The 23,686-nt window shown below is 64.5% G+C and carries 22 protein-coding genes; 16 read left to right on the top strand and 6 right to left on the bottom strand.

The annotated features are described in order from the left end of the window. The first annotated feature begins 55 nt into the window (after positions 1-55). The 3 genes from secD to AC2EBU_RS15395 are packed head-to-tail and all read left to right on the top strand — an operon-like array spanning position 56 to position 5,443. Positions 56-1,948, top strand: coding sequence for a protein translocase subunit SecD (secD, locus tag AC2EBU_RS15405; RefSeq protein ID WP_484611331.1), 1,893 nt, complete (start codon positions 56-58; stop codon positions 1,946-1,948). Between the two features lie 9 nt (positions 1,949-1,957). Next, positions 1,958-2,914, top strand: a complete 957-nt coding sequence (gene secF, locus AC2EBU_RS15400) for a protein translocase subunit SecF (RefSeq protein ID WP_484611330.1) — start codon at positions 1,958-1,960, stop codon at positions 2,912-2,914. A gap of 12 nt (positions 2,915-2,926) precedes the next feature. Further along, positions 2,927-5,443: a DUF1631 family protein gene (locus AC2EBU_RS15395; RefSeq protein WP_484611329.1), complete on the top strand. Its 2,517-nt coding sequence runs from the start codon at positions 2,927-2,929 to the stop codon at positions 5,441-5,443. Positions 5,444-5,474: 31 nt separating this feature from the next. On the opposite strand, the gene dprA is transcribed toward AC2EBU_RS15395, so the two are convergent. Both dprA and AC2EBU_RS15385 read right to left on the bottom strand, forming a co-directional pair. Further along, positions 5,475-6,674, bottom strand: coding sequence for a DNA-processing protein DprA (gene dprA, locus AC2EBU_RS15390; protein ID WP_484611328.1), 1,200 nt, complete (start codon positions 6,672-6,674; stop codon positions 5,475-5,477). Positions 6,675-6,694: 20 nt separating this feature from the next. Then, positions 6,695-7,903, bottom strand: coding sequence for a LysM peptidoglycan-binding domain-containing protein (locus AC2EBU_RS15385; RefSeq protein ID WP_484611327.1), 1,209 nt, complete (start codon positions 7,901-7,903; stop codon positions 6,695-6,697). Between the two features lie 142 nt (positions 7,904-8,045). Here AC2EBU_RS15385 and def point away from each other — a divergent pair, with 142 nt between their 5' ends. The 7 genes from def (at position 8,046) to pyk (ending at position 14,008) form a co-directional block, all read left to right on the top strand. After that, on the top strand, positions 8,046-8,555 hold the full coding sequence (gene def / locus AC2EBU_RS15380; RefSeq protein WP_484611326.1) for a peptide deformylase: 510 nt from the start codon (positions 8,046-8,048) through the stop codon (positions 8,553-8,555). Then, the gene (locus AC2EBU_RS15375; RefSeq protein WP_484611325.1) at positions 8,552-9,052 is read left to right on the top strand and encodes a hypothetical protein; all 501 of its coding nucleotides are present in this window, start codon (positions 8,552-8,554) and stop codon (positions 9,050-9,052) included. Before def ends, AC2EBU_RS15375 begins: the two co-directional genes overlap by 4 nt. Before the next feature lie 47 nt (positions 9,053-9,099). Beyond that, positions 9,100-10,068 carry a methionyl-tRNA formyltransferase gene (fmt, locus tag AC2EBU_RS15370; protein ID WP_484611324.1) on the top strand — a complete coding sequence of 323 codons (969 nt, stop codon included), beginning with the start codon at positions 9,100-9,102 and terminating at the stop codon, positions 10,066-10,068. Between the two features lie 10 nt (positions 10,069-10,078). Beyond that, positions 10,079-10,825 carry an AzlC family ABC transporter permease gene (locus tag AC2EBU_RS15365; protein WP_484611323.1) on the top strand — a complete coding sequence of 249 codons (747 nt, stop codon included), beginning with the start codon at positions 10,079-10,081 and terminating at the stop codon, positions 10,823-10,825. A 46-nt stretch (positions 10,826-10,871) separates the two neighbouring features. Next, complete coding sequence (locus AC2EBU_RS15360; protein WP_484611322.1) at positions 10,872-11,225, top strand: AzlD domain-containing protein; 354 nt, start codon at positions 10,872-10,874, stop codon at positions 11,223-11,225. A 60-nt stretch (positions 11,226-11,285) separates the two neighbouring features. Then, positions 11,286-12,479 (top strand): phosphoglycerate kinase, encoded by a 1,194-nt coding sequence (locus AC2EBU_RS15355; protein WP_484611321.1) that lies wholly within the window; start codon positions 11,286-11,288, stop codon positions 12,477-12,479. Between the two features lie 95 nt (positions 12,480-12,574). Further along, positions 12,575-14,008, top strand: a complete 1,434-nt coding sequence (gene pyk / locus AC2EBU_RS15350; RefSeq protein ID WP_484611320.1) for a pyruvate kinase — start codon at positions 12,575-12,577, stop codon at positions 14,006-14,008. Here pyk and AC2EBU_RS15345 read toward each other — a convergent pair. Beyond that, on the bottom strand, positions 13,986-14,576 hold the full coding sequence (locus AC2EBU_RS15345; protein WP_484611319.1) for a phosphatase PAP2 family protein: 591 nt from the start codon (positions 14,574-14,576) through the stop codon (positions 13,986-13,988). The genes pyk and AC2EBU_RS15345 overlap by 23 nt on opposite strands. 150 nt (positions 14,577-14,726) lie before the next feature. Here AC2EBU_RS15345 and fba point away from each other — a divergent pair, with 150 nt between their 5' ends. Together fba and AC2EBU_RS15335 are read left to right on the top strand one after the other, a co-directional pair. Next, positions 14,727-15,791, top strand: coding sequence for a class II fructose-bisphosphate aldolase (fba, locus tag AC2EBU_RS15340; RefSeq protein WP_484611318.1), 1,065 nt, complete (start codon positions 14,727-14,729; stop codon positions 15,789-15,791). Positions 15,792-15,901: 110 nt separating this feature from the next. Then, positions 15,902-16,810: a phosphoribosylaminoimidazolesuccinocarboxamide synthase gene (locus tag AC2EBU_RS15335; RefSeq protein ID WP_484611317.1), complete on the top strand. Its 909-nt coding sequence runs from the start codon at positions 15,902-15,904 to the stop codon at positions 16,808-16,810. 135 nt (positions 16,811-16,945) lie between these two features. Here the strand turns inward: AC2EBU_RS15335 and trxA are convergent, their stop codons facing one another. Continuing rightward, positions 16,946-17,905 carry a thioredoxin gene (gene trxA / locus AC2EBU_RS15330; RefSeq protein WP_484611316.1) on the bottom strand — a complete coding sequence of 320 codons (960 nt, stop codon included), beginning with the start codon at positions 17,903-17,905 and terminating at the stop codon, positions 16,946-16,948. Between the two features lie 46 nt (positions 17,906-17,951). On the opposite strand from trxA, the gene purE reads away from it, so the two are divergent. Genes purE through AC2EBU_RS15310 form a run of 4 tightly spaced genes read left to right on the top strand, consistent with a single transcriptional unit; the run spans position 17,952 to position 21,622 of the window. Then, positions 17,952-18,452, top strand: coding sequence for a 5-(carboxyamino)imidazole ribonucleotide mutase (gene purE, locus AC2EBU_RS15325; RefSeq protein ID WP_484611315.1), 501 nt, complete (start codon positions 17,952-17,954; stop codon positions 18,450-18,452). Between the two features lie 12 nt (positions 18,453-18,464). Beyond that, the gene (locus AC2EBU_RS15320; protein WP_484611314.1) at positions 18,465-19,685 is read left to right on the top strand and encodes a 5-(carboxyamino)imidazole ribonucleotide synthase; all 1,221 of its coding nucleotides are present in this window, start codon (positions 18,465-18,467) and stop codon (positions 19,683-19,685) included. 16 nt (positions 19,686-19,701) lie between these two features. Beyond that, entirely contained in the window at positions 19,702-20,694 is a 993-nt protein-coding gene (locus AC2EBU_RS15315) for an L-threonylcarbamoyladenylate synthase (RefSeq protein WP_484611313.1), read from the top strand. Positions 20,695-20,743: 49 nt separating this feature from the next. After that, complete coding sequence (locus AC2EBU_RS15310) at positions 20,744-21,622, top strand: twin-arginine translocation signal domain-containing protein (RefSeq protein ID WP_484611312.1); 879 nt, start codon at positions 20,744-20,746, stop codon at positions 21,620-21,622. Positions 21,623-21,703: 81 nt separating this feature from the next. Here the strand turns inward: AC2EBU_RS15310 and AC2EBU_RS15305 are convergent, their stop codons facing one another. Together AC2EBU_RS15305 and AC2EBU_RS15300 are read right to left on the bottom strand one after the other, a co-directional pair. Next, positions 21,704-22,375, bottom strand: a complete 672-nt coding sequence (locus AC2EBU_RS15305; protein ID WP_484611311.1) for an OmpW/AlkL family protein — start codon at positions 22,373-22,375, stop codon at positions 21,704-21,706. A 23-nt stretch (positions 22,376-22,398) separates the two neighbouring features. Beyond that, the gene (locus AC2EBU_RS15300; protein WP_484611310.1) at positions 22,399-23,565 is read right to left on the bottom strand and encodes an SGNH/GDSL hydrolase family protein; all 1,167 of its coding nucleotides are present in this window, start codon (positions 23,563-23,565) and stop codon (positions 22,399-22,401) included. Positions 23,566-23,686 lie beyond the last annotated feature (121 nt).

Below are 23,686 nucleotides of genomic sequence, written 5' to 3'. Positions count from 1 at the left end.
GGACGGCCCCGATTTTTCGGGGCCGTACCGTCCCACTCCTTTCTCCCGCGCGATCATGAACCGTTACCCGGTCTGGAAGTACGCGATCATGGTGATCGCGCTCTTGGTGGGGGCCATCTACACCCTGCCCAATTTCTTTGGTGAAGCCCCGGCCGTGCAGGTGTCTGCAGGCAAGGTAACCCTGCGGGTGGACCAGGGAACACTCACCCGCGTCGAGCAGGCGCTCAAGGCCGCCGGAATCACGTCGGACGCTCTGAGTCTCGAGGGGCAGTCCGTCCGCGCCCGTTTTGACTCCACCGATACCCAGATCAAAGCCAAGGACGCGATTCAGAAGGCGCTCAATCCGGACGCCGCTGACCCGGGGTATGTTGTGGCGCTCAACCTGGTGTCGCGGTCGCCGGCATGGCTGACCTCCCTGCATGCGGCACCGATGTATCTGGGCCTGGACTTGCGCGGTGGTGTGCATTTCATGCTGCAGGTCGACATGAAAGCGGCGCTGTCGAAGAAGGTCGACTCCCTGGCCGGTGATTTGCGCTCCATGCTGCGGGAAAAGAATATCCGCCACGGTGGCATCGCCCGCAACGGACAGGCCATCGAGTTGCGCCTGCGTGACGCGGCCACACTGGAAGCCGCCAAGCGCCTGATTCAGGATCAGTTTCCCGACCTTCAATTTACCGAGGTCCCGGAAGGCACCGAATACAAGCTCACCGCCACCATCCGCCCGGAGGCAGCGCGCCTGGTGCAGGAGCAGGCGCTCAAGCAGAACATCACCACGCTGCACAACCGCATCAATGAATTGGGGGTTGCCGAACCGGTGATCCAGCAGCAGGGTCTGGACCGGATCGTGGTGCAGTTGCCCGGTGTCCAGGACACGGCCAAAGCCAAGGACATTCTGGGGCGCACTGCGACCCTGGAGATGCGCCTGGTGGACGAAAGCACGGAAGCTCTGGAGGCCGAGGCCGGCCGCGGACCGGTGCCGTTCGGATCGGAGCGGTACCTGCAGCGCGACGGCCAGCCTGTCATCGTGAAAAAGCTGGTCATCATCACGGGGGACAGCCTGACCGATGCGCAGCCCGGTTTTGACTCCCAGACCCAGCAACCCAAGGTGGATCTGACGGTTGACGCCAAGGGTGGCCGCATCATGCGCGATACCAGCCGCGAAAACCTGAAAAAGCGCATGGCGATTCTGCTCTTCGAGAAGGGCAAAGGCGAGGTACTCACGGCGCCGGTGATTCAGGGCGAATTGGGCAACCGGTTCCAGATTTCGGGATCCATGAGCGTCGTCGAAGCCAATGACCTGGCGTTGTTGCTGCGCGCGGGATCGCTGGCGGCACCGATGGAAATCATCGAGGAGCGCACGATCGGCCCCAGCCTCGGGGCAGAGAACATCGCCAAAGGCTTCAACAGCGTGACCTGGGGTTTCCTGGTCATTCTGGCTTTCATGGCGGTGTACTACATGCTTTTCGGCTTGATCTCGGGAATCGCCCTCGGCGTCAATCTGCTGTTGCTGGTGGCCATTCTGTCGATGCTGCAGGCAACCTTGACCCTTCCCGGCATGGCTGCCATGGCACTGGCCTTGGGTATGGCAATTGACTCCAACGTACTCATCAATGAGCGGGTACGGGAGGAACTGCGCAATGGAGTTGCGCCGCAGGTCGCCATCAACTCGGGTTACGAGCGCGCCTGGGCCACCATTCTGGACTCCAACATCACCACCTTGATTGCCGGGGTGGCACTGCTGGCCTTCGGTTCCGGCCCGGTACGGGGCTTTGCGGTGGTGCATTGCATCGGTATCCTGACCAGCATGTTCTCGGCGGTGTTTTTCTCCCGCGGGCTGGTCAACTTCTGGTACGGCCGGCAAAAGAAGCTCAAGTCGGTTTCCATCGGTACGGTCTGGAAAGCCGACGGAGCCCGCGTTCCTGCGGCGGCGGATTCGGGCAACAAATAAGAGGCTGACATGGAATTTTTCCGCATCCGCAAAGACATTCCGTTCATGCGCCATGCGTTGTTGCTCAACGCGGTGTCACTGATTACCTTCATCCTCGCGGTATTTTTCCTTTTCACGCGCGGCTTGCATCTGTCGGTGGAGTTCACCGGCGGGACGTTGATGGAGGTTTCCTATTCCCAGCCCGCCGATCTGACCAAGGTCCGGTCCACTGTGGCATCGCTGGGCTACGCCGAGGTGCAGGTGCAGAACTTCGGCACTGCCCGGGACGTCCTGATCCGTTTGCCGGTTCAAAAGGGCGCAACCTCTGCCCAGCAAAGTGAACGCGTGCTGACCGCGCTCAAGAGTGCGGATCCTTCGGTCACGTTGCGTCGAACGGAATTTGTCGGCCCTCAGGTGGGCGGCGAACTGGCGGCCGACGGGCTGAAGGCGCTCGCGTTTGTGGTCATTGGCATCATGGTTTATCTGGCGTTTCGGTTCGAATGGAAGTTCGCAGTCGCCGGCATCATCGCCAACCTGCACGATGTGGTGATCATTCTGGGATTTTTCGCCTTTTTCCAATGGGAGTTTTCGCTCGCGGTGCTGGCGGCTGTTCTTGCGGTACTCGGGTATTCGGTCAACGAGTCGGTCGTCATATTCGATCGGATTCGCGAGAACTTCCGTCGCTACCGGAAGATGAGCACCGTTGAAATCATCGACAACGCCATCACGTCCACCATCAGCCGCACCATCATCACCCATGGTTCAACACAGATCATGGTCCTGTCGATGCTGCTTTTTGGGGGCGAAACGCTTTACTATTTCGCCATGGCGCTGACAATCGGAATTTGTTTCGGGATTTACTCTTCCGTATTCGTTGCGGCGGCCATTGCCATGTGGCTGGGGGTCAAACGCGAAGACCTCGTCAAGGCGGCGCCGAAGAAGGACGATCTCGACCCCGGTGACCCGAACGCTGGCGCAACCGTCTGACATCCATAGGCAATGACCCAGACGCTCTCTGCAGAAACCTCACGGCGCCTGGCTCGGGCGGTGCGGGAGCGGTACGTAGCCGAGATCGAGGGGGTCATTGTCGAGCTGGGGGCGATCGCGAGCGGGCGCTTGCGTTCCCTTGCGGAGGATGTGCGTGACACGCGCCAGCAGCAATCCATGCGGGATGCCAATCAGCTGTTTACCCAGCATCGGGCGGCCTGGGTGGATCGGGTCCGGCGACATTGGCGAAGAGCGTTGGGCGGGGAAGTGGCCGTGCCTTCGTTGTCGGGGCTGGACAGCCAGCCGCCCTCTCGCGAAGCTTTTTCCCTGGTGGGCGATGCGGAGGTGGACAACCGGATCGCGGCATCACGCCTGACCTTGGCCATTCTCGACAAGGCGCAATGGCAGCTCAATGATTTGCGGCTGCGCATTCAGCACCTGCAGAAAATCGACGAGTTGCCAGCGCACGATGTGCTCAAGCCGGACACTCTGTCGGTGATGCTGCTCGACTCCTGGACCCACGTGGGCCTGACACTGGATGTCTGGCGTCTGGTTGCCGGTGTGGTCCAACCATTGCTGGTCGAAAGAACGGTCGCCGCCTACCACCATGCGAACGATTTTCTGGTTCGCAGCGGTGTCCTGCCGGAGATCGATCTCAAGTCGCTGGTCCGGCGGTCTGCGGAGGGTGCCCCGGGGGCCGCTCGCCCGTCCCCGGCGGTGGGGCCCGGTGGTTCGGGCGGCGGCAGTGCGGGGGGTTTTGATTCCCAGCGAACAGGCTCGTTCCAGCCGGGCCAGACGGGGGGATTCGGGCCGGCAGCGGGCGCCACCCAATTTGATGCTCAGCGCACGGGTAACTTTGGCGGTTCCGGCGCATTTCAGGCGAGCGGCCCGGGGAACTCGCGCCCGGCACCTGCGAGCCTGGCCTCCCAGTGGCCTTCGCGGGGGGGGGGGTCCGGCGGGCAGTCCATCGTCGGCGCCGGCATGACCGAGCCCGGGGGGATGCGGACTGGCTTGCAGGACGAGACCCGCATGCTCACGGTCACGACGCCCTTGGCGCGGGCGCGGCAGCGTGCGCAAGGGGTGCTGGTCCAGTTGCGCCGGTTCCTTGGCGAGCGGGTTGCCGGATTTGAAGCGACGGACCGGCCCGGACCGTCGCCCGCCATGGCGCAGGCCATGGGGACAACGGATGACACGGGTCGCTCCGTGTTTCTGGATATCAGTCCGGATTCTGCGGGCCTGGTCCAGATTTCGACCGAGTTGCGGGAGCGCACCGCGGCCATCAAGCGCAAGGCCGCAACGCCGGCCGAGAAGGCCACGGTCGAGATCGTCGCCTTGATGTTCCAGGCCATATTGGCGGAAGAGCGCATTCCGGCTGCGATTCGGGTGTGGTTTGCGCGCTTGCAGATGCCGGTACTGCGTGTGGCGATGGCAGAGCCAGAGTTTTTCGGCACTTTGCAGCATCCGGCTCGCCAGTTGATCGATCGCCTGGGCAGTGCCGTGATGGGTTTTGACGCCGCCGCGATCGAAGGCGGAGCGCTGGAGGCGGAGGTTCGTCGCGTTGTGCAGGTCATTGAGCAGTACCCGGAAACCGGACGCAGGGTGTTTCAGCTGGTTCTGGACGAGTTCAAGGCGTTTCTGGCGGTTTACCTCACCGAAGGGGCCTCCGTGCAGAAAGCGGTCAGTGTCGCGCAGCAGGTCGAGCAGAAGGAAACGCTTTCGATCCAGTACACGATCGAACTGCGAAAGATGCTCAACAGCATCAACGTTCGCGACGAAATCCGCGACTTTCTCTTCAAGGTCTGGGCTGAAGTGCTGGCTATGGCCGCGGTTCGACACGGGCCGCAGCACCCCGACACGTTGGCGCTCAAGCGAACGGCCACGGACCTGTTGTGGGCGGCCAGCGCAAAGCCGACCCGTGAGGAGCGCACCAAGGTCATCCACGACCTGCCGGGAATCCTGGCGCGATTGCGGCAGGGCATGGGTTTGCTGGGCCTTTCGGAAATTGCCCAGAATGCTCACTTGAAAGTGATCGGCGACACCCTTTCCGATGCGTTCCTGTCGCGCACGGAAAACATTCCCCGGGCTGAGATCGATGACATGGCGCGCCGGCTTGAGCGACTTGAGGAGGTGGTGCTGGAAGATGTGGCGGGCGACATCCCCCTCAATCCGGAAACCGTGGAGTTGATGCTGGGTATGGACGCTTCGTCTTTTGAGGTGTTGGCTGACGGTGGCTCAAAACCCACGGATGCGATGGTGGCCTGGGTTGCCGAACTGGTTCTGGGCGACTGGTTCATGCTGGACCACAACGCAACGCTGAAACAGGTTCAGCTGTTGTGGCGCAGCGACAAGCGGCAGCTGCATCTTTTTGCGTCGGCAGATGGACGTCATTTCCTGATCCAGGGCAAACGTCTGGCCGCGTATCTGCAGGCGGGTCTGCTGGTACCGGTCGAGGAAGAAGCGCTGACGGTCCGCGCCACGCGAGACGCCATGGCCAAGCTGGATGCGAATCCGGAGCGTCTGCTGAGTTAGCACCGGCGACCGGGACGGGTCCTGTGGTGACTCAGGCACGCGTCATTTGCAAGAATAGGCCCCCCGGCAGCGGCGTAACCCGGTCTTCAAGCTCCAGCTCCAGAAGGCGGGCTTGCAACAGAGGTGTCGGCAGGCCCGTCCGGGCCAGGAGAGCGTCCAGGCTGACGGGATCGAAGCCCATGGCGTTCAGGATCGGATCGTCGATGGCAAGTGATTCTTCTGGCTGGCCGCTACCCGGATTACTGCCCGCCACGCCACGGGCCGAAAGGTCTGTCGACCGGGCCGCGATGGCACCTCGCAGGTCAGACAGTTCTTCCAGGACATCCTGGGCGGATTCGACGAGCTTGGCACCCTGCTTGATGAGGGCATGACAGCCCCGTGCCTGGGTCGTATGAATGGACCCGGGAATCGCAAAGACCTCCCGCCCTTGCTCCGCAGCGAGCCGCGCAGTGATCAGTGAGCCCGATTGCGGTGCGGCCTCCACAACCAGGGTGCCCCGCGTCAGCCCCGCGAGCAGGCGATTGCGTCGGGGGAAGTGCGCTGCCAGGGGCGGAGTCCCGATCGGATATTCGCTGAGGATGAGTCCGGCTTGGGTGATTCGATGGGCCAGTTCCCGATGATGGCGAGGGTAGACCCGATCCACCCCGGTTCCAACGACCGCGACAGTGCGTAATTGCCGGGTCTCAGCGTCATCAGCCAAAGCCCCTTCATGGGCTTTGCCGTCAACGCCCAACGCCAGTCCGGAAACGATCACCAGCCCCGACTGGGCCAGTTCCCGCGAAAAAGCGAACGCATTCGCCGCCCCTTGGGCCGTCGGATTGCGGCTTCCGACAACGGCCAGGCTGAGGCCCGGCGACAGCTGCCGCAGCCATCGTGGCCAGTCCGGGACGCCGATCCCGTACAGGATGGTCGGCGGATCATCAATCGTCAGCAAGCCTGGCGGATAGTCCGGATCCGCCAATGTGAGGATGCGGCGTTCCGACTGGCCATCAACCCCGCGGTCATCGTCCAGCCAGCGTCGTGTGATCTCGATCTGGTGGTCCAGTTCCGCCGCGTGCGCAAGCAACGCATGAGCCTGGGCGCTCGTGACGACCTGTTCGAGTGTGCGTGCGCTTTGGGCGAAGATTGCCGTCGGAAGTCCGAAGCACGCGAGCAACTTGCGCGCCGTGACCGGGCCGATGCCATCGGTGAGGCACAGCCGCAACCATGCCCGCAGCTCGCCCGATTCCATGGCTGCCGCGAAGTTGCCAATCAGCGCGGATTGACCAGTCGGTCGCCGACACGCACGACGTCCGTGATCTCCAGAATCAGCGCATAGGAGACCCGGTCAAATGTGCGAAACACCATCATCAAACCGTTGCGTTCGTCTGGGACACGCAGGGTCGGACGCGTCGGGTCGGTGCGATCGGTTACACGCTCTCCTGCAGTCAGTATCTGGAGCACATGGCCGACCTCCAGTCCGTCCCGCGTGCCACGGTTGATCGCCACCACCTGATTCTGCGACGCGAAGCGCACCCCGCTTCCATAGACTGAAACGACGCGACCATCGACAGGCGTTTCGGGCGCACGGGGAACATAGCTGGGAAACTCGCGCGGGGGCTCCGGCAGCAGCCGGTCACCGACCCGCATCTCCTCCGTGGATTGGACGATCTCCAGTGACGCGGGGACGGCTTCTTCGGCTGCTTTGGTTTCGGTTCTTGGGGTCGCTGCCTTCTCTGGAGCGACCAATCGCGCATTGCCGATGTACTGGGCCTCATAGCCGAGGATTGCGCCGCTTTCGGGGTCCTTCAGGGGTACTGCATTGCGGAATACTCGAAAGTCGCGGGGTTGGCCACTGGCCAGACTCAGCGGCTTGTCGGCAGGCCCTCGGGCATAGGCGCGGTCGCCGCGGCTGAGCAGTACCCGCAACTCCCGGGTTGCGACGATGCGCGCAGCCTGAGCCAGCCCGGCTTCGTCCACCACAATGGGCTCGGCCAGGAATGCCTCGATTCGTCGGGTCTCCAGGGTCGGCAATGCACTGTCCAGCAACGGCTCGACGCGGCTCGTCGGCGAAACCCGAACGGTCTGGATGCCCTCTGACCCGACCGGCTTGGCGGTGGTGAGCATGGCCCGCCCGTCTTTCTTGACCAGGTGCAGTTCCTGTCCGGGGTAGATCAGGTGGGGGTTTCGGATCTCTGCCATGTTCATGCCCCACAGCTCGGGCCAGCGCCAGGGGCGTTTGAGAAACACGCCGGAGATCGCCCACAGCGTGTCACCCTTCTTGACGCGGTAGTGGTCGGGCGCGTCGGGTGCCAACTCAGACAGGGGTACGCCCGACTGCGCGACCTGCTGGGCCGTGGCCTTTTGCGCCGGAGTAGTCACCGGAGTTTGGGCGGCTGTCGTGGTGGGGCCCATGGCAACGAGGGTCCACACAGATAGTGTGACCAAACCGGGACGGAGAGCAACAGTCAGGTGCTTCATGGGTGGAGGGTTCCCTGCGGAAAACTTGACAAAGCACTGGCGATTGTGCTCTCAAGCCATTGATTGATCAACGTAAAACGATGAGGCGCGCGGCACGCCCGGAGAAAAGTGGCGAAAATACCGACATTCGCATCCGATTCCTATGCCCATTCTCGACATTCTCCGTTTTCCTGATCCCCGTCTGAACAAGGTCGCCAGGCCGGTCACAGTCGTGGACTCTCGTATCAAGGCCCTGGTGGCTGACATGCTTGAGACCATGTATGACGCGGAAGGTATCGGCCTGGCGGCGACTCAGATCGATGTTCATGAGCGCGTGATTGTGATCGACGTATCGGAAGAGCGCGACCGTCCGCTGGTTCTGATCAATCCCGAGCTGGAATGGTCCAGTTCCGAACGCGTCAAAGGCGACGAGGGGTGTCTGTCGGTGCCCGGTATCTACGACGGCGTCGAACGTGCCGCGTCGATACGGGTCAGCGCTCTCGATGGCGACGGGCATACCCGCACCATCGAGGCGGAGGGCCTCCTGGCGGTCTGTGTCCAGCACGAAATGGATCACTTGATGGGCAAGGTTTTCGTGGAATACCTGTCTCCGCTCAAGCGCAACCGGATCAAGACCAAGCTGCTCAAGCAGCAAAAGGAAGCGCGCGGGTGAAGGCTCTGATCCCCCGGGCCGGGCGCTGGCTTGCACTGGCGGGCGTATCGGGGATGGTGGCCTGTGCGGGTGTGCCGCAGTGGGAACAACCCGGTGCAGCGCGTGAGGCGGTGATCGCCCGCCTCGGCTCGCCGACCGCCGTGCACCCGTTGCCCGGCGGCGAACGCCTGCAATACTCGCAGCAGCCGGCGGGCCGTCAGGTACACAACCTCGACTTCGATCGGGCCGGTCGGCTTCTGGTCGTCGAGCAGGTCATGGACCCGGCAGTGTTCGCCCGCATTGAAACCGGGCGCTGGACCCGCGACGACCTGCTGCGCCAGTTCGGTCCGCCCGCGCTGGTCGAGCGTGCTGCGCGGTTCGACGGTGATATCTGGACGTGGCGCTACCTGGAAGCCGGAAGCCTGTTTCGTCAGTTGCACGTGTACCTGGACCGTGCCGGTGTGGTCCGCCAGGTGCTGAATACCGACGAAGTACTCCCCGACGACCCAACACCCTGAACAATAGCGATGGGCACCGCGAAGCCCGCCTGATCTGGAACGACCCTGTGCGAGTGATTTTTGCCGGAACCCCCGAATTTGCCCGTGTGGCGCTGGCGCGTCTGCTGGAGGCCGGGTTCACCGTGCCGCTGGTGCTGACCCAGCCCGACCGGCCGGCCGGCCGGGGCATGAAACTGCAGGCGTCGCCGGTCAAACAGCTGGCGCTGCAGCACGGCATTCCGGTGGCGCAGCCGCGCAGCCTGCGGCTGGACGGCAAGTTTCCCGACGACGCGGCCGCCGCCCGCGACGCCATTGCCGCCGCGCGGGCCGATGTGATGGTGGTCGCCGCGTACGGCCTGATCCTGCCCGACTGGACACTGACCGCACCGCGCCTGGGTTGTCTGAACATCCATGCGTCGCGGCTGCCGCGCTGGCGCGGCGCGGCGCCGATTCACCGTGCCATCGAAGCCGGAGACGACGAAACCGGCGTCACCATCATGCAGATGGACGCGGGGCTGGACACGGGCGACATGCTGTTGCTGGAAACGCTGCCGATTCGCGGTGACGACACCACGGCCACGCTGCACGACCGGCTGGCGGCGCTGGGCGGGCGGCTGATCGTGGAGGCGCTGGAACGGGCGGCCTGCGGCGGGCTGCGCCCGGTTCCGCAGCCGGCGCACGGCATCACCTACGCCCACAAGATCGAGAAAGCCGAAAGCGCCGTCGACTGGTCGCTGCCGGCGACGCAGATCGAGCGGCGCATCCGCGCCTTTGACCCGTTTCCGGGCGCCAGCACCACCTGTCAGGGTGAGACGGTGAAGCTCTGGAAGTCTCATCTTGATAGCAATCAACGACCGTTTGACGCTGGGTACGGGCAAATTTTGTCTGCAGATGCCGATGGGGTGCGTGTGGTCACCGGTGACGGCGTGCTTTGTGTGACCGAACTGCAGCGCGCCGGTGGCAAACGCCTGCCGGCGGCCGATTTTTTGCGCGGCTTTGCGCTGCCCGCCGGGGCGGCGTTCGAGTCGCCTGTCTGAAGTTCACGCCATGACTGACATGCTCCCCCGTTGGCGTCGCATTGTTGCCCACCCCGAGTTCCGGGCTGGTGCGCGCGAAATTTCGGGCGTCGCGCCGGGTCTGGCGGCCTGGGGGCTGATGACCGGTGTGGCCATGGTGCAGTCGGGCATGAGCACCGTGGAGGCGCTGGCCATGACACTGCTGGTGTTCGCCGGCAGCTCGCAGCTCGCGGCCATCCCGCTGATCGCGGCCAGCGCGCCGGTGTGGGTGATTCTGGCCACCAGTTTTTGTGTGAATTTGCGCTTTGTGGTGTTCAGCGCCCACCTGCGCAGCTACGTCATGCACCTGCCACGGCCGCTACGGCTGCTGGTGGGCTATGTCACGGCCGACATGACGTATGTGCTGTTCGTGCGCCGGTATGCGCACCCTCCCACGACGGCGGCAGAGCGTGAGGCACAGCTGGCCTACCTGGCCGGCGGAGGCGGGCTGAACTGGGCCAGCTGGCAGGCCGCCAGTGTTGCCGGTATCGCGCTGGCCCATTCGGTGCCGCTGCATTGGGGTCTGGGTTTTGCCGGCATCCTGGCGCTGACAGGTGTGGCCTGCTCGCTGGCCTCGACGACCATGCGGCGTGTCTCGGCGGGCGTGGCGGGTGCCGCGGCCGTGGCGGCTTTTGCGTTGCCGTTCAAGCTCAACATCGTGTTCGCGATCGCCGTAGCCGTGGCGCTGTGCCTGCTGCTGGAGCGACCGGCGCCGCCGGATCGCCGGAGTGCCACGTGACGACCGGCAAACGACCCACAAACCATGGCGAAATGGAGGCCCGGCCATGAGCGAGCCCGGTACCGACTGGTGGACGTTGGCCGTCATTCTGGGCCTGACCGTGGTTACCGTGGTCACGCGCAGCTTCTTTTTCCTCTCCAGCCGCGACTGGCGCCTGCCCCACTGGGCCCAGCGTGGCCTGCAATACGCGCCGATTGCCGCATTGTCTGCAGTGATCGTGCCTGAAGTGGTCATGACTCAGGGGCAGCTGATCAGCACCTGGCAGGATGCGCGGCTGTTTGGCGCCGCCGCCGGTGCGGCGTTCTACTTCGGGCGGCGCGGTCAGGGGCAGGCGGTGTTGGGCACCATCGTCACGGGCATGGCGGTTTTCCTGCCGCTCAAGCTGGGACTGGGCTGGTAAGCGCGGTCGCTGGAGGCGCCTCTTAGAATGGCCGCCTGATCGAACCTTCCCTCCAAAGCCATGAACGTCATCCGTTTTTCCGATCTCTGCACCAGCGGCCAGGCCCGCAACCAGCGCGTCTTCATCCGCGCCGACCTGAACGTGCCCCAGGATGACAGCGGCGCGATCACCGAAGACACCCGCATCCGCGCCAGCGTGCCCTGCATCCGCATGGCGCTGGAGGCGGGCGCGGCCGTCATGGTCACCAGCCACCTGGGCCGCCCGGTCGAAGGCGCCTTCAAGCCCGAAGACAGCCTCGCGCCGGTGGCCGAGCGGCTGGGTGAACTGCTCGGGCGCGAAGTGCCGCTGGTGGCCGACTGGGTGGACGGCGTCAGCGTCGCGCCCGGCCAGGTCGTGCTGCTGGAAAACTGCCGCGTCAACGTCGGCGAGAAGAAGAACAAAGAGGAGCTGGCGCGCAAACTCGCCGCGCTGTGCGACATCTTCGTGCACGACGCCTTCGGCACCGCCCACCGCGCCGAAGGCACCACCTACGGCATCGCCCAGTACGCGCCCATCGCCTGCGCCGGCCCGCTGCTGGCGGCGGAGATCGATGCCATCAGCAAGGCCCTGGCCAACCCGAAACGCCCGCTGGCCGCCATCGTCGCCGGCTCCAAGGTCAGCACCAAACTCACCATCCTGCAAAGCCTGGCGGAAAACGTCGACCAGCTCATCGTGGGCGGAGGCATCGCCAACACCTTCATGCTCGCGGCCGGGCTGAAGATCGGCAAAAGCCTGGCCGAGCCCGACCTGGTCGGTGAAGCCAAGGCCGTGATCGCAGCCATGGCCGCGCGCGGCGCCGACGTGCCCATTCCCACCGACGTGGTCTGCGCCAAGACCTTTGCCGCCGACGCGCCGGCCACCGTCAAGGCCGCCACCGCCGTGGACGACGACGACCTGATCCTGGACATCGGCCCCGAGACGGCACAGAAACTGGCCACCCAGCTCAAGGCCGCCGGCACCATCGTCTGGAACGGCCCGGTGGGCGTGTTCGAGTTTGCGGCGTTTGAAAACGGCACCCGGACGATTGCGCAGGCCATTGCCGAATCGAGCGCCTTCAGCATCGCCGGCGGCGGCGACACGCTGGCGGCCATTGCCAAGTACGGCATCGAACGGGACGTGGGCTACATCTCCACCGGCGGCGGCGCGTTCCTGGAGGTGCTGGAGGGCAAGACGCTGCCGGCGTTCGAGATCCTGCAGGCGCGCGCGGCGGGGTGACGCCGGGGTAGTTTCGGGGCCGGAGGCCCTGAAATCGCGTTGTAACCGCCGGTGTGTCAAAATTGAAACTTGATTACATCGTCGGAGTCTTGTACATGCCTCGTCACGCCACCAAGATTGTCGCCACCCTGGGCCCGGCGTCCAGTGATCCAGCCTTGCTGGAGGCCATGATCCGCAGTGGTGTCGATGTCGTGCGGTTGAACTTCAGTCATGGCAAGGCGCAGGACCACATCGACCGCGCCGGGCTGGTTCGCCAGGCGGCGCAGCGCGCTGGCCGAGAAGTGGCCATCATGGCGGACCTGCAGGGCCCGAAAATCCGCGTTGGCAAGTTCGCCGACGGCAAGGTCATGCTGGAAACGGGCGCGACGTTTGTCCTGGATGCCTCGCGTACCGCGCCGGGGGACTTGAATGGGGTGGGGCTTGACTACAAGGAGCTTCCGCGCGATGTACGCCCGGGCGATCTGCTGTTGCTCAACGACGGTCTGATCGTGCTCAAAGTGGAGGCCGTGCGGGGCGAGGCAGTGCACACCGTTGTGCACATCGGCGGGGAGTTGTCCAACAACAAGGGCATCAACAAGCAGGGCGGTGGCCTGTCGGCGCCGGCCTTGACCGCCAAGGACATGGAAGACATCCGTACGGCCATGGCGTTTCAGGCGGACTATGTGGCCGTCAGCTTTCCGAAGACCGGCACCGACATGGAAATGGCCCGCCAGTTGTGTCTTGTAGCCGGTGCGGAGTTTCGCCACAAACCGGCGTTGATCGCCAAGATCGAACGTGCTGAAGCCATTCCTCGCCTGGAAGAAATCCTGGCTGCCAGCGACGGCATCATGGTCGCACGGGGGGATCTGGCGGTCGAGGTGGGCAATGCGGCTGTTCCTGCGCTGCAAAAGCGCATGATTCGCCTGGCCCGGCGCCAGGACAAGGTTGTGATCACCGCCACCCAGATGATGGAAAGCATGATCACCAACCCGGTGCCCACACGCGCCGAGGTCAGCGACGTGGCCAATGCGGTGCTCGATGGCACCGATGCCGTCATGCTCAGCGCCGAAACCGCCGCCGGTCGCTACCCGCTGGAAACCGTGCAGGAGGTGGCCAAGATCTGCGCGGCGGCCGAAAGTGCTTCCGAAGCCGAGATCGACGATGACTTTGCCGGTGAGACGTTTACCCGGATTGACTACACCATTGCCATGGGAGCGCTGTTCACCGCCCACCATCTGGGCGCGAAAGCACTTGTTGCGCTGACCGAATCGGGTTCGACGGCACTGTGGATGAGTCGCCACCGGATCGCAATTCCGATCTATGCCCTGACCTCGCGCCAGGACACCCAACGCCGGATGGCGCTATACCGCAACGTGCGGGCCCTGCTGCTCGAATCGAGTACCGATCGCGATACCGCGTTGCATCAGGCCGAACAGCGACTGCGTGAGCGGGGGATTGTCCAGCCTGGCGACATCTATGCCATCACCTGCGGCGAGCCGATGGGTTCACCCGGCGGTACCAACATGCTCAAGATCTGCCGCGTGACCTGACCGCTGCGCCTCTGGCGGTACGCAGCCGCCACCATCGCCGACGTGCCCAGGGTTCACGGCGGATCAGGCCGTGTGTCAGGACGGCACAACCCCAGCCGAGCAGCAGCCCGGCGGCAATGTCCGTCGGGTAGTGGAGCCCGAGATACAAGCGGCTCCAGGCAATCCCCGCGGCGACCAGGCAGGCGACCCCGCCGAGCCATGCCGGCTGTTCGCCGCGGTGCAGCGTCAAGGCGGCAGCCCAGGCGGAGGCAACTGCCGCGTGCAGGCTTGGAAAACTGGCGCTCGCGGCATGGGCCATGCCCTGGAAACCCAGCCCGGTGACAAACGGACGCTCCATCGGTATCGCCCAGCGAATGGCCCGCGTCGCCAGCCAGGCCAGCGCCATGGCGGTCACGACCGCAGCCAGACGCCGACGCGTGTCGGGATAACGGCTGACCAGGAGCAAGGAGGCAACGGCCGCCAGGGTGGGCAAGTCGGACGACACCCAGCGTGCGATGGCCAGGATCATTGGCGGAGCGTCCGGTCCGGCATTCAGTGCGAGGAAAAGGGCAACATCCCAGTCGTTCATGGAGCGGTATCGGAGTACCCCTCTACGCTACCGATCAACCGTGAACTTTCTGTGATGCCTTGTCCCGACGCAAAGTCCGGTTCGCCGTGACCGGTAAAATCCCGGGTTACATCACGGTTACCGACTCCGAAAACCTTCTGGGGAATATCTATGGCACTCGTTTCCATGCGCGAGCTGCTGGACCACGCCGCCGCTCACGGCTACGGCATTCCGGCATTCAACGTCAACAATCTGGAACAGGTACAGGCCGTCATGGCCGCCGCCGACGAGGTGGGCGCGCCCGTGATCCTTCAGGCGAGCGCGGGCGCCCGCAAATACGCCGGCGAGAGCTTCATCAAACACCTGATTCAGGCGGCTACCGAAGCCTACCCGCACATTCCCTTGGTCATGCACCAGGACCACGGCACCAGCCCTGCGGTGTGCCAAGGTGCGATCGACCTGGGATTCGGCTCGGTCATGATGGACGGCTCACTGAGGGAAGACGGCAAGACCCCGGCGGACTTCGCCTACAACGTTGACGTGACGCGCAAGGTGGTTGCCATGGCCCACGCCGTGGGGGTGACGGTGGAAGGCGAACTCGGTTGCCTGGGCAGCCTGGAAACCGGTGAGGCCGGCGAGGAAGACGGCATCGGTGCCGTCGGCAAACTTGATCACAGCCAGATGCTGACCGATCCCGAAGAGGCCGCGCAGTTCGTCAAGGCCACCCAGCTCGACGCGCTGGCCATTGCCATCGGCACCAGCCACGGCGCCTACAAGTTCACCCGCCCGCCCACTGGTGACGTTCTGGCGATTTCCCGGGTCAAGGAAATCAACGCCCGTATTCCCAACACCCATCTGGTCATGCACGGATCTTCCAGCGTGCCGCAGGATTTGCTGACCATCATCAACCAGTACGGTGGCAAGATGAAGCAGACCTACGGCGTGCCCATCGCCGAAATCCAGGAAGCCATCAAGTATGGCGTGCGAAAAATCAACATTGACACCGACATCCGTCTGGCGATGACCGGCGCGGTGCGCAAGTTTCTGGCCGAGAATCCCGACAAGTTCGATGCCCGCGAGTGGCTCAAGCCCGCCCGCGAAGCGGCCAAGGCCGTGTGCAAGCAGCGCTATCTGGAGTTCGGATGCGAAGGTCAGGGCGGCAAGGTCAAGGGCAACACGCTGCAGGTAATGGCCGCCCGCTACACCGCCGGAGAACTGGCCCAGGTCGTGCACTGATGGCGGGCCAGCCCGAGCGGCGATAATCGGCCGCGTGGCCCGAAGCCCGCTGACGGTTCGGCGGGCTTTTTCCTTTTCCGACGCCCGATCTTCCGACAAAGCGACCGCCCATGCCCAACGTCCTCCACACCTCGGCCTTGACTTCCTTGCCGCTACTGGCGCGCGGCAAGGTGCGCGACAACTACGCCGTGGGCGACGACCGCATCCTGATGGTGGCCTCCGATCGCATCAGCGCTTTTGACGTGATCATGGGCCAGCCCATACCGGGGAAGGGTGCGTTGCTGACCCGGATGGCGTTGTGGTGGTTCGACCAGTTGGGCCCCAAGGGACTGAACCTGTGCCCGATCCACCTGACCGGCGAGGCGCCCGAAAGTGTGGTCGCGCCCGCGGAGGTGGCCCAGGTGACCGATCGGTCGATGTTGGTCAAGCGGCTCAAGCCCATCCCGGTGGAGGCCGTGGTGCGCGGCTATCTGGCTGGCAGCGGCTGGAAGGAGTATCAGCAGGGTCAGGCCGTCTGTGGCGTGGCACTGCCACCGGGCCTCAGGAACGCGAGCCAGCTGCCCGAGCCGATCTACACCCCGGCCGCCAAGGCGGCAATGGGAGAACATGACGAAAACATCAGTTTCGAGCGCACGGTGGAGATGATTGGTCTGGATCTCGCCACCCGCATTCGTGACATCAGCATCGCCATTTACAAGGCTGCAGCCGAAATTGCACGGAAGAAGGGCATCATCATCGCGGACACGAAGTTCGAATTCGGACTGGATGTGGACGGTACGCTGACGCTGATGGACGAGGTACTCACGCCCGATTCGTCGCGCTACTGGCCGGCAGAAAGTTACGCCGAGGGCGCCAACCCGCCGAGCTTCGACAAGCAATTCCTGCGCGACTGGCTGGAGCAAGCGCGTGTAGGCGACAAACTCTGGGACAAAACCCCGCCCGCGCCACACCTGCCGCGTGAAGTGATCGAGAAGACCGCCGCGAAATACCAGGAAGCGCTGACCCGGCTGACAGCCTGATCGGCAGTCCGGGGATCGATGCTTCGTTTGCTATTTAATATATAGCGACAGTCGACCTTTTCACGCTGGATATCGGCCGATTTCGTGCAATAACGACCGGCATAGACGTTTTGTGGTCCGTGCCGAAGTCCGGACTCAGTTCAGGGCCATGCTGAGTTTGCGCCGGTAGGCCGCCACCAGGGTGGCCTGGGGGTCTTCTTCGACGGCGCCTTTGCCCATCAGCTCGATCCCGCCGGCGGTTTTTGCACCCGTTTCAGCCGTCTTTCCCTTGGGTTTCGGCGGGGTGAGCAGTTCGAGGATGGCAACCACTGTCTTGCGGGGCGCCTCATCGGCCCATTTTTTGTCCCGCAGGATGATTTCCAGCAGTTCATCCATCGCCGCGGGCCAGTCGCCGCGCGCCATCAGCAGCCGGCTCTTGGCAAAGCGGGTTTCGAAGTCACGCCGGTTCTCGGCAATCAACTGGTCGAAACGCTCGATCGGCCAGGTGCCTCGGGGATCGGTGGCTTCGAACTCCAACGCCATCAACCATTGGGAAAGTGCTTCGAAGCGCAGCCCCACCGGAATGCGAGACAGCGCCGGTGCCAGGACACCGGCAGCCTCGGCCAGTTGACCGGTTCCGATCAGCAGCTTGACATAGTCGTAGCGGATGTCGTCATTGGCGGGGTCTGCGGCGAGCGCCTCGGCCAGACGCTCGCGCGCGGCCTGGGTGTCGCCGGATTCCAGAATGGCCTGGGCCTGCTCGGCTTCGGCCTGGGCCGCCAGTTCATGTTCGGCCGGGAGGTGTTTGTCCAGGAACTGGCGGATCTGCCCTTCGGGGACCGCCCCCATGAAGCCGTCGACCGGTTGCCCTCCGATCAGCAGCACACAGGTCGGGATGCTGCGGATGCCGAAGGCGCCGGCCAGTTGCTGCTCATCGTCGGAATTGATCTTGACCAGTTTGAATCGCCCCTCGTAGGCGACCTCCAGTCGTTCCAGCACCGGCCCGAGCGATTTGCACGGCCCGCACCACGGAGCCCAGAAATCCACCAGCACGGGCACAGTCATGGAGGCGGCGATGACCTCGGTTTCAAAGTTCTGCAGGGTGACGTCGATCATGGAGGGTGAAACCTTAAAATTGTGCTTTGCTCGCGAAAAGCACCCAATGTCCCAAGCGCTCATCGGCGTGGTCATGGGCTCCAGTTCCGACTGGGACACCATGCAACACGCAGTCCAGATTCTCCAACAGTTTGGCGTTCCCCACGAAGCGCGGGTCGTCTCCGCCCACCGTATGCCCGACGACATGTTCGCCTATGCCGAGTCGGCGCAGGGGCGGGGGTTCAAAGCGATCATCGCCGGCGCGGGTGGGGCAGCCCATCTTCCGGGCATGATCGCTGCCAAGACCATCGTTCCGGTGTTGGGTGTGCCGGTGCAGTCCAGGGCCTTGTCGGGCGTGGATTCGTTGCACAGCATCGTGCAGATGCCCAAGGGCGTCCCGGTGGCCACGTTCGCCATCGGTGTTGCCGGCGCAGCCAATGCGGCGCTGTTTGCTGTGGCATTGCTGGCCAATGAAGATGCCGCGCTGCGCGTCCGGCTCGAAGCCTTCCGCGCCGAGCAGACCGCCGCCGCGCGGGCGATGACCCTGCCGCCGATGGGCGGGCACTGAACCGGCGGCGACATGAACAAACCGATCCTTCCGGGCACACTGGTCAACGGCCAGCCGGCGACCCTGGGCGTGATGGGCGGAGGCCAGCTGGGGCGCATGTTCGTGCACGCGGCGCAGCGCATGGGCTACTTTACCGTCGTGCTTGATCCCGATCCTGCCAGCCCCGCCGGGCTGGTCAGTCACCACCATATCCAGACGCCTTATCTGGACGAGCAAGGCCTGGCGCAGCTGATGCAGCGTTCAGCGGCCATTACCACCGAATTTGAGAACGTGCCGGCGCCGGCGCTGGTCACCTTGGGCGCCCATCGTCCGGTCGCCCCCGGAGCCGACGCGGTTGCCGTCGCGCAGGACCGTGCGGCCGAGAAGGCCCATTTCCGCGCCTGCGGTGTGCCCGTGGCGCCGTACGTGGTGATCGAGACGCCGGAGCAACTCGCTGCCCTCATCGAGGGGCCGGGAGCAGTACCCGAGGTGAGCCGCGTGGGGGCCGACCTGTTCCCGGGCATCCTGAAAACCGCCCGCCTCGGCTATGACGGCAAGGGCCAGATCCGGATACAAAACCGCGCTGACCTGGCCGCTGCCTGGGACGGCCTCAAGAACGTTCCCTGCGTGCTGGAAAAAATGCTGCCCCTGGCCGCCGAATGCTCGGTCATCGTTGCGCGCGGCGCGGACGGTGCGGTCGTGCATTTTCCGGTGCAGCGGAACGTGCACCGGGACGGCATTCTGGCCCTGACCGAGGTTTTCGAAGGAAATCTGCCGTTACCCATCGCAAAAAGGTCGATAGATGCTGCGATTTCGATAGCAAATGGTCTGGACTATGTCGGGGTATTGTGTGTCGAGTTCTTTGTCCTGGCGGACGGCAGTCTGGTGGTCAACGAAATGGCACCACGACCCCACAACAGTGGGCACTACACCATGGAAGCCTGCGACCAGTCGCAGTTTGATCTGCAGGTGCGCACCCTGGCCGGCTTGCCGCTCACGCCGCCGCGTCAGCACAGCCCGGCCATCCTGCTCAACCTCCTCGGTGAGCTGTGGTTCGACGCTGCCGGCGGCGCAGTGACTCCGCCCTGGGCAGAGCTCCTGGCCCTCCCGGGAACCCATCTGCACTTGTACGGAAAGCTCGACGCCCGCCGCGGGCGCAAGATGGGCCACCTGACCATGACCGGCGCCGATATCGCGGCCGTGCGCGCGACAGCGGCACGCGCCGCCGCTTTGCTGGGCATTGCGCCGTTCTGATGACTGCAGGCGTCCGATGATCCTTGATGGAAACGACCCCCGCGAGGTGCGCGAAGCGGCTCGTGCCCTGGCGGCCGGCGAGCTGGTCGGCCTGCCCACGGAAACCGTCTACGGACTGGCCGCCAACGCGCACGATGACGTTGCGGTGGCGGCCATCTTTGCGGCCAAGGGCCGGCCCGCCGATCATCCACTGATTGTGCATGTGCTCGGGCCGGAGCAGGCGGAGCACTTTGCGGTCGACATCGCTCCGTTCGCTCGGCAGCTCATGGCGCGTTTCTGGCCCGGGCCCCTGACGCTCATCCTGCCGCGGCGGCCCGGGGTTGGCGACGCGGCGGCCGGTGGTCACGAATCGATTGGTCTGCGTTGCCCGTCGCACCCGGTGGCCCAGGCGGTGCTGGCCGGCTGTGCGCCGCTGGGCGTCTGGGGACTGGCAGCGCCCAGTGCCAACCGTTTCGGGCGGGTCAGCCCGACCTGCGCCGACCATGTGGTGGCCGAGCTCGGCGCGAGCTTGCGGATTCTGGACGGAGGCGCCTGCCCGGTGGGGATTGAATCGACCATTGTCGACTGCACGCGGGGCGCGCCGGTGCTGCTGCGCCCCGGCCATGTCTTGCCGGCTGAAATTGAAGCGGCAGCCTCTGTTGCCCTGGTGCCGGCCGAGTCGGTCGCGCCCACCCAGCCGCGCGCGTCGGGCACACTGGAAGCCCACTACGCCCCGTCTGCATCGCTGCGCCTGATGGACGCCAAGGCGCTGCAGACCGCGCTGGATCTGCTCGGCGCCGATGCGCGGCATCTGGCGGTGTATGCCCGCACGGTGCTGCGCAGCCGTTCGGAGCACATCGTCTGGCGCCGCATGCCGTCGGACGCCGCTGCGGCCGCCCAGCAATTGTTTGCGACCTTGCGTGAATTCGATCAACGGGGAGTGCGCCTGATCTGGGTGGAAACCCCGCCCGCCGATGAACCTTGGGACGGTGTCCGCGACCGTCTGCGCCGTGCCGCCGCCGCAGCCTGAGCCCGGCGGGCTTCACCGATACACTACCGACTACTCTGGAGAACCCTTCATGACTGCAAACTGGTCCCGCCGCGCCTTCCTGTCTGCCAGCGGCGCCGCAGCCGCCGCGCTGGCGGGCTGTGGCTCCAGCACCATCGAATCGGCATTGAGGCCCGCCCGGTTCCTGGCCGTGGGCGACGGGTTCGGCGACCTTGGGCAGGGCGGCGTGCGCTATACGGTCAACGATGCCAGCGTCAACATCTGGTCCGATCAACTGGCGACACGGTATGGCGTGGCGCTCAAGCCGAGCGCCAGTGGCGGACTGTCGTATGCCCGCGGTGGTGCCCGAGTCAGTGGCGGGGCGCCCAGCATTCAGAGCCAGATCGACAGCCTTCTGGCGGGCAACACGCTCGGTGCCAATGACGTGGTGCTGGTGGATGGGGGCATCACCGATGTGGTGGCGGAGGTCACCGCGCGGGGAATCTCGGCGCAAACGACAACGAACGTCCGCGCGGCCGGGGCCGCCTTGGGCGCGCAGGTTCGTCGCCTGGTGACAGCGGGAGCGAAGTACGTTGTGGTGGCCGGGGTGTACAACCTGGGCATATCACCATGGGCCGTCGGGCTGGGGCAGGCCAGCGGGATCACCGATCTGTGCAACCGTTTCAACGAAGCTTTGCTGGTGGCCGTGGTGGACCTTGGCGCCAACGTCTTGTTCGTCGACGCCGGGCTGTTTTTCAATCTGGTCAAGGCCAATCCGACGACCTATTCCATGACCAATGTGACCGACAAGGCCTGCACCACGGCCGAGGCGACGAGTTGCAATGTCAGCACGATCGCCGCCGGCATCGACTACACCAAAGCCCTGTTTGCCGACGGCGTCTACCTGACACCTTCCGCAAATGCCCAGTTTGGCAACTATGCCTACGACAAGCTGCGCGACCGCTGGTGAGTTCGTCCGCTCCCGGAACAATCCATGAAAAAAGCCGCCCCGTGGGGCGGCTTCTTTTTTTCAGGCACTGCCTGGTGGGTGTCAGAACCGGCGTCCGACGCCGATGCTGAACGAGGTCGGGTTCAGCTTCATGTCCAGCGTCTGACCGGTCGACAAGGTTGAGCGGGTTTCCAGGAAGGTCTTGGCGACCATGGCGTCAATGAACCAGCCGTCCTTCAGCGCAAAGGAGACGCCGGCCTGGATGGTGGGCACCAGCTTGGATTCGATGCTCATCGTTGTGGGCGTGGCGGGCGTACCGCCGGTCAGCGCCGACAGGGCAGCAGTGGTGCGGGTCTTGAAGAATCGCGCGTAGGTGGGCCCGGCGCCCAGGTAGGGGCGAATGTCCGCCTTGGCGTCACCGAAACGATACTGCACCAGCAACGTCACCGGAAGGGCCTTGGTTTCTGCCAGCTTGCCGACTCCGCCGATCGCACCCGCGCCGACAATGTTGTGCTTGAACGGCAATGCCAGCGGCAGGTCTACCGCGATGTTGTCGGTCATCATGTACGTGACGCCGCCGCTGATCTGGCTGGCCGAACCGACGTCGCCTTTGGTGCCGGCGAAAGCAGGCGCGCTCAGGTCGCCGCTGGTCACCGAGGGCGAAATGTTGGTGGCGCCGATACGGCCCATCAGGGTTCCTGCGGACTGCGCATGCACCGCTGCGGCGCCCAGCGTGGCCAGTGCCAACAGGGTCAGTTTCTGTAGAGTTTTCATGGTTTCGTTTCTCCGTATCGGCTTCAGAGCCAGCCCGCCTGGGCCAGCGAGCGGGAAATCAGCTGCGCCACCAACTGGTGACCGTAGGGCGAGGGATGGAAGCCATCAGAGAAGGCATAGGTCTTCCACCAGTTGGCACCTCCCGTAGCGCCGGCCGGCGGCGTGGCGGCGGACAGGGCGGTTGCGGTGCAGGTCGGGAACGAGTAGGTCGGAAGACCGTCGCCGCCGGTGCCGACCGCCGGACAGGCCGTATCTTTCACATTGGTCAGCCCGAACTGGGCAGGATTGGCCACCTGGTTGTTGAACTCCGTGTACAGGTCAACCACGGTCACGTTGCTGTTGCCCGCGAACTTGGACGCCAGGCGAGCGTTGAACGCCTTCACCCAGCCATCGAACACCGCCTCCGCCTGGGCACGTGCCGCCGCGCCTGCGGTGCCGCCACCGTTTGCGGCCGCAATGCCGTTGAGAACCGCCTGGAAACGGGGGGTTTTGGTGATCCCCGGTACGTTGATCACCGCCACACGGGTCGCCCCCTTGTCCAGCGCCAGCGACTTGATCTGGGTATGGAAGGTGTCGGCCAGGGCCGTCATGTAGAGTCCGCCGGCATTGACGAAGCCCGCCGGGCCAGACGCCAGATTGCTGTTGACCGTGGCGCCATCCAGCACGCTTGAGAGCAAGGCTGCATAGTTGGCAACACCAGCGGCACCCGACGCTGCGCCCAGATAGGCCGTGACGAGCGCCGCCGCGTCGTTTCCACCGCCATCGATGATCAACAGATCGGAGGCCGAATGATTGCCAGCCGCGACCGCGGTCTGCAGCTGGACGGAGATGGTGCGCGGGTCGGCGGCAGTAAGGTTGGAGCTTTTGCCGTTGATGACGCCACCACCGATGGCGTAGTTCACGCAACCCGCCTTGGAGTTGGCGGCGAACGTCGTTCCGGTGAAGACATAGAAATTGCATTGACCACTGATGCCGTAGGTCTGGGCCACACGTTCTACGTACAACAGCGAATCCGCCCCTTGTACGGTGGCTTTGACGCCGCCAAACGTGCCAATGTCCTGCAGGCTGTCGCCCATGACTTTGACGTTGCCGACCTTGACGGCCGGCGTGGTGTCTGCACCGCCGCCGCCGCAGGCGGCCAGGAAAACCGCCGTGCTCAGCGCGGCTAATGAGTACTTCAGGAATTTCATGAGAAGCCTTTCCACCAAAAAGGGATTGTTTTCGAACGATCGTTCACTTTTCCATGCTTATCCTAGTGAGACTGCGGCCCGTCTTCAACGGGGTAAACACCGAGGAACGATCCCGTACGCC

The sequence above is a fragment of the Curvibacter sp. T50 genome (assembly GCF_057219955.1).
The sequence above is the reverse complement of the archived record's forward strand: the minus strand, read 5'-3'. Positions and strand labels throughout refer to the sequence as shown.